Consider the following 4,489-nt stretch of genomic DNA (forward strand, 5'->3'; position numbering starts at 1 on the left):
CGGCCCAGAACGGCAGCAGCAGCCAGAGGGTGTGCACGACGATCGTCTCGGTGCCCTCGGCGATGCGCCCGAGGAACGACAGCGACCGACCGTCGTCGATGCGGCGGCCCGTCCGTTCGGCGATCGATGAGAACGCCAGGAACGCCGTGCCGTTGACGTAGTACGTCAGCAGCACGAGCAGGAAGGGCCACCACGGGATGCCGAACGCCGCCGTCGCGCCCCACGCGACGCCGAAGACGCCGGCGCCGTAGGCGATGAAGTCGGCCGCGATGTCGAGGAAGCCCCCCGCCTCGCTGTCGCCGCCCGCGCCGCGCGCCCGCCGCCGCCGCGCGAGCGTGCCGTCGAGCCCGTCGGCCACTCGCGACAGCAGCCACAGCACCGCGGCGACGACCCACCACTGCGCGGCGGCCGCACCGGCCGAGGCCAGGGCGAGCACGAGGCCGGCGACGGTGAGCCGGTCGGGCGTGATCCCGGGACGGTCGAGGGCCGCGGCCGCGGCATCCAGGGGACCCGAGAGCACCGCGCGCATCGTGCGATCAAGCATCCGGCGCTCCCGCGGCGCGGCGCCGCCGGACCACCGCTCCCGTGATCAGTCCCGCCGCGAGCAGCACGCCCACGGCGGCCAGGGCGACCCAGAATGCGGGGCCCAGCTCCCACCCGAACGCGCCGAGCGCCACGTACGCGGCCGACCCCGGGAGGATGCCCACCGCGGTGCCGATCGCGTAGTCGCGTCGCCGCACCGACGTCAGGCCGGCGCCGTAGTTGATGAGCGTGAACGGGATGACCGGGATGAGCCGGGCGCTCAGCACCGCGAGCAGTCCGCGGCGCCCGAGTGCGGCATCCAGTCGGGCCACCCGCGCCCCCGTGAAGCGTTCGACGGCCTCGCGGCCGAGGGCGCGACCGATCAGGAAGGATGCCGCCGCCCCCAGCAGCGCGCCGATATAGACCATCGCGAACGCTACCGGGAAGCCCCACACCAGACCGGCGGCGATGCCGAGGACGTTCTTCGGGGCGGGGCTCAACGTCAGCGCCGCGTACAGCAGCGTGAACAGCACGACACCCGGCCAGCCGACCTGACTCGACCATGAGCGGATCTGTTCGACGTCGTGCGGAACGAAGACGAAACCAACCGTTGCGACGACGGCGACGAAGACACCGAGAAGCACCAGGCGCAGAAGGGGTCGGCGCATCGCACCGCGCGCGGGCGCGTCGGTTCGGTCCGGTTCCATCGATTCCCTCTCGCCTCCCATACCCTAAGTCCGCACGCGACCTGCGGTCGCCGGTCCCGACCGAGGAGCCCCCATGACCCCCCTTCGACACCGACGTCGTCTCGCCGCGATCACCGTGGCCGCGGCATCCGCCCTCTTCGCCCTCGCCGGCTGCGCCGCGCCCGCGGCCCCCGACACGGCGGAGTTCGCCGACTGGGATGCCGTGCTCTCGGCCGCGAAGGGGCAGACCGTGCAGCTGTGGATGTACGGCGGCGACGACCAGGGCAACGCCTACATCGACGACGTGCTCGCGCCCGCGGTCGCGGAGTACGGCGTGACGCTCGAGCGCGTTCCCGTCACCGACACCCGCGACGCGCTGAACCGCGTCTTCACCGAGCTGCAGGCCGGACGGGAGGACGGCAGCGTCGATCTGGTGTGGGTCAACGGCGACAACTTCCGCACGGGCAAGGAGGCCGGGGCGTGGCGCTGCGGCTGGACCGGGATGCTGCCGTCGATGGCGAACACCTCGGCCGACGACCCGCTGCTGCAGTCCGATTTCGGCACCCCCGTCGACGGGTGCGAGGCGCCGTGGCACAAGGCGCAGTTCACGCTCGCCTACAACGCCGAGACCGTGACCGACCCGCCGACCACGCTCGCAGGCGTGCTCGATTGGGCCGCCGCCCACCCCGGCCGGTTCACCTACCCGGCGCCGCCGGACTTCACCGGCTCGGTCTTCGTGCGCGAGGCGCTCGCGAGCGTGTCGGGCGGAGCCGACCAGGTGCCCACGGCGTTCTCGCAGGACGCCTACGACGAGCTGTCGCCCGCCCTGTGGGAACGTCTGGACGCCCTCGCCCCGAACCTGTGGCGCGGCGGTGACACCTACCCCGCGAACGAGACCGAGCTCGGCCAGCTGTTCGCCGATCGTCAGGTCGACATGACCATGACCTACGGCCCGGCGACGCTCACGGGTCTCGTGGCCGACGGGACCTACCCCGCCCAGACCAAGGTGCTGACGCTCGAGGACGGAACGGTCGGCAACGCCAGCTTCCTCGGCCTGCCCGTCAACTCCGACGCCGCGGCGGGCGCGATGGTCGTCGCCAACGTCGCCCTCTCGGCGGAGCAGCAGGCGAAGAAGGCCGAGCCCGACGTGTGGGGGCAGTTCCCCGTGCTCGACCTGAACGCCCTGTCGGCCGAGGACCGCGCCCTCTTCGACGCCCTGCCGGTCTCGCCCGTCGTGCCGCCGTACGACGAGCTCTCGCGCAACGCGCACGGCGAGCTCGCCGCCGAATGGGTCCCCGCCCTCGACGACGGCTGGCGGCAGAACGTGCTGTCGCGGTGACCTGGGCGCCCGTCGCCCGGCGCGCCGGCTCGCCCCGCGAGAAGCTGCGCGGGGCGCTGCTGGTGCTGCCCGCCGCCGTGCTCTCGCTCGTGGTGCTGGGCGGCGGCATCGGGGCGACGGCGCTGCAGGCGTTCGGGCTGCTGCCGGTGGTGGGGCGGCCCACCCCGGGGGTCGAGGCCTTCACCGCGCGTCCGGGCGAGCTGTTCGCCGCCGTCGGGGTCTCGCTCAGCGTCGCGGCGCTCAGCACCGTGCTGGCGGTGGTCATCGGCACTCTCGCGGCGATCGTGATCGTCTCGCGCACGCGCAGCAGCCGCGCGGTGGCCGCCCTCGGCACCCTCACCGTCACCATCCCGCACCTCATCGCCGCCGCCACCGTGGGGCTGCTGCTGTCGGACGCCGGCGTGCTGCCGCGCCTGCTCGGCATCCCTCCCGAGGCATGGGCGCCGTGGGTCGGCGGACCGCTCTGGGGCGCCGCGATCGTCGAGCTGGCGTGGAAGGAGTCGGCGTTCATCGCCCTCATCGTCACGGGCACGCTCGCGACCCGCATCCAGACCTACGACGAGACCGCGGCGCTGCTCGGCGCCGGTCGCGCGCAGCGCTTCCGCCACGTGCTGCTGCCGCTGACGGCGCCCACGATCCTCATCGGAGCGGCGATCAGCTTCGTCTACGCGCTCGGGTCGTACGAGGTGCTGTGGTTGCTCGGACGCACCTCGCCCGAGCCGCTTCCGGTGCTCGCCGTGCGGCTGTTCCAGGGCGTCTCGCTCGACTCCCGTCCCGAGGCGGCGGCCGTCGCCCTCGTCACGAGCGTGCTCGCCCTCGCCGCGGTGGCCCTGACCTTCGCCGCGCTCCGGCGGACGGCGGCGTGGCGATGACCGCCGTCGACAGTCCCCTCACCCGCTCGCGCGGCGCCGGCAAGGCCCTGCGGCGACTGCTCGCCATCGCCCTCGCGGTGTGGTTCGCTCTGCCCCTGCTGCCGCTCGTGCTGTGGTCGTTCGCCGACCGCTGGAGCTTTCCGTCGGCGCTTCCCACGGCCTTCGGCCTGCGCTCGCTCGATCAGGCGATCGCGTTCGGGGCGCTGCCGGCGCTCGGGCGCTCGCTGGTGCTCGGAGTCGTCGTCGCGATCGCGGCCACGCTGATCGGCGCCCTCGCGGCCCGCGCGCTGACCTTCGGTGCCGTCCCCGGCGCCCGGTTCGTCTCTGTGCTGCTGCTCGCGCCGATCGCCCTGCCGCCGTTCGCGGCGGTGCTCGGCGTCAACGTCGTCCTGCTGCGCGCGCACGTGCCCTCGCTCGTCGGGGTGGCGATGGTGCTGACGGTCATGGCGCTGCCGTACACGGCGTTCGTGATGCGCACCGCCTACGGCGCGTACGACCGCTCGTACGAAGAGGAGGCGCGCCTCCTCGGTGCCGGGCGCCTGCAGGTGCTGCGCCGCGTGCAGCTTCCGCTGATCGCCCCCGCGCTCGCGCGCGCCGCGTTCCTCGCCTTCCTCGTGGCGTGGAGCGACTACATCGTCACCCTCATCGTCGGGGGTGGCGAGGTCGTCACCCTGCCCCTCGTCGTCGCCTCGGCGGCCGCGGGCCTGGGTAACGACGCCGCGGTCGCCCTGATGTCGCTCTCGGCGGTCGCCCCGCCCGTCCTGCTGCTCGTCGGCGTGCTGGCCTTCGGCCGCCGCCGCACCCGTTCGTCGAAAGAGGTGAGCGCGTGAGCGCCGACCTGGTCCTCTCGGGACTGACCAAGACCTTCGCCGCCTCGACGGCCCCCGCCCTCGACGACCTGTCGCTGACGGTCGCCGCGGGAACCTGCACCGCGGTGCTCGGACCCAGCGGATCGGGCAAATCGACGCTGCTGCGCGTGATCGCCGGCCTCGAGTCGCCCGACCGCGGCACGGTCGCGATCGCCGGCCGCGACGTCGCCGCCGTCGCCGCCGAGCAGCGCGGCGTCGGCA

General features: G+C 73.8%; 6 protein-coding genes. 4 read left to right on the plus strand and 2 right to left on the minus strand.

Annotated elements, in window-relative coordinates:
• Positions 1–544, minus strand: a 544-nt coding sequence (locus QZ433_RS09590) for a CDP-alcohol phosphatidyltransferase family protein (RefSeq protein WP_295782520.1), incomplete at its 3' end; no start/stop codon positions are given.
• The gene (locus QZ433_RS09595; RefSeq protein WP_295782523.1) at positions 537–1,229 is read right to left on the minus strand and encodes a TVP38/TMEM64 family protein; all 693 of its coding nucleotides are present in this window, start codon (positions 1,227–1,229) and stop codon (positions 537–539) included. The genes QZ433_RS09590 and QZ433_RS09595, both read right to left, overlap by 8 nt.
• 73 nt (positions 1,230–1,302) lie before the next feature.
• Between QZ433_RS09595 and QZ433_RS09600 the strand changes: the two genes are divergently transcribed.
• The 4 genes from QZ433_RS09600 to QZ433_RS09615 all read left to right on the plus strand — a co-directional run.
• Positions 1,303–2,547 carry an ABC transporter substrate-binding protein gene (locus QZ433_RS09600; RefSeq protein WP_295782526.1) on the plus strand — a complete coding sequence of 415 codons (1,245 nt, stop codon included), beginning with the start codon at positions 1,303–1,305 and terminating at the stop codon, positions 2,545–2,547.
• Positions 2,544–3,419, plus strand: a complete 876-nt coding sequence (locus tag QZ433_RS09605) for an ABC transporter permease subunit (protein ID WP_295782528.1) — start codon at positions 2,544–2,546, stop codon at positions 3,417–3,419. Before QZ433_RS09600 ends, QZ433_RS09605 begins: the two co-directional genes overlap by 4 nt.
• Positions 3,416–4,249 carry an ABC transporter permease subunit gene (locus QZ433_RS09610; RefSeq protein WP_295782531.1) on the plus strand — a complete coding sequence of 278 codons (834 nt, stop codon included), beginning with the start codon at positions 3,416–3,418 and terminating at the stop codon, positions 4,247–4,249. Before QZ433_RS09605 ends, QZ433_RS09610 begins: the two co-directional genes overlap by 4 nt.
• Positions 4,246–4,489, plus strand: a 244-nt coding sequence (locus tag QZ433_RS09615) for an ATP-binding cassette domain-containing protein (protein WP_295782532.1), incomplete at its 3' end; no start/stop codon positions are given. The genes QZ433_RS09610 and QZ433_RS09615, both read left to right, overlap by 4 nt.

The sequence above is a fragment of the uncultured Microbacterium sp. genome (assembly GCF_913776565.1).
Classification (GTDB): Bacteria; Actinomycetota; Actinomycetes; order Actinomycetales; family Microbacteriaceae; genus Microbacterium.

Bases quoted from the DNA above. Each gene is read 5' to 3' on its own strand.
- QZ433_RS09600 (WP_295782526.1), top strand. From the start codon at position 1,303: ATGACCCCCCTTCGACACCGACGTCGTCTCGCCGCGATCACCGTGGCC.
- QZ433_RS09595 (WP_295782523.1), bottom strand. From the start codon at position 1,229: ATGGAACCGGACCGAACCGACGCGCCCGCGCGCGGTGCGATGCGCCGA.
- QZ433_RS09610 (WP_295782531.1), top strand. From the start codon at position 3,416: ATGACCGCCGTCGACAGTCCCCTCACCCGCTCGCGCGGCGCCGGCAAG.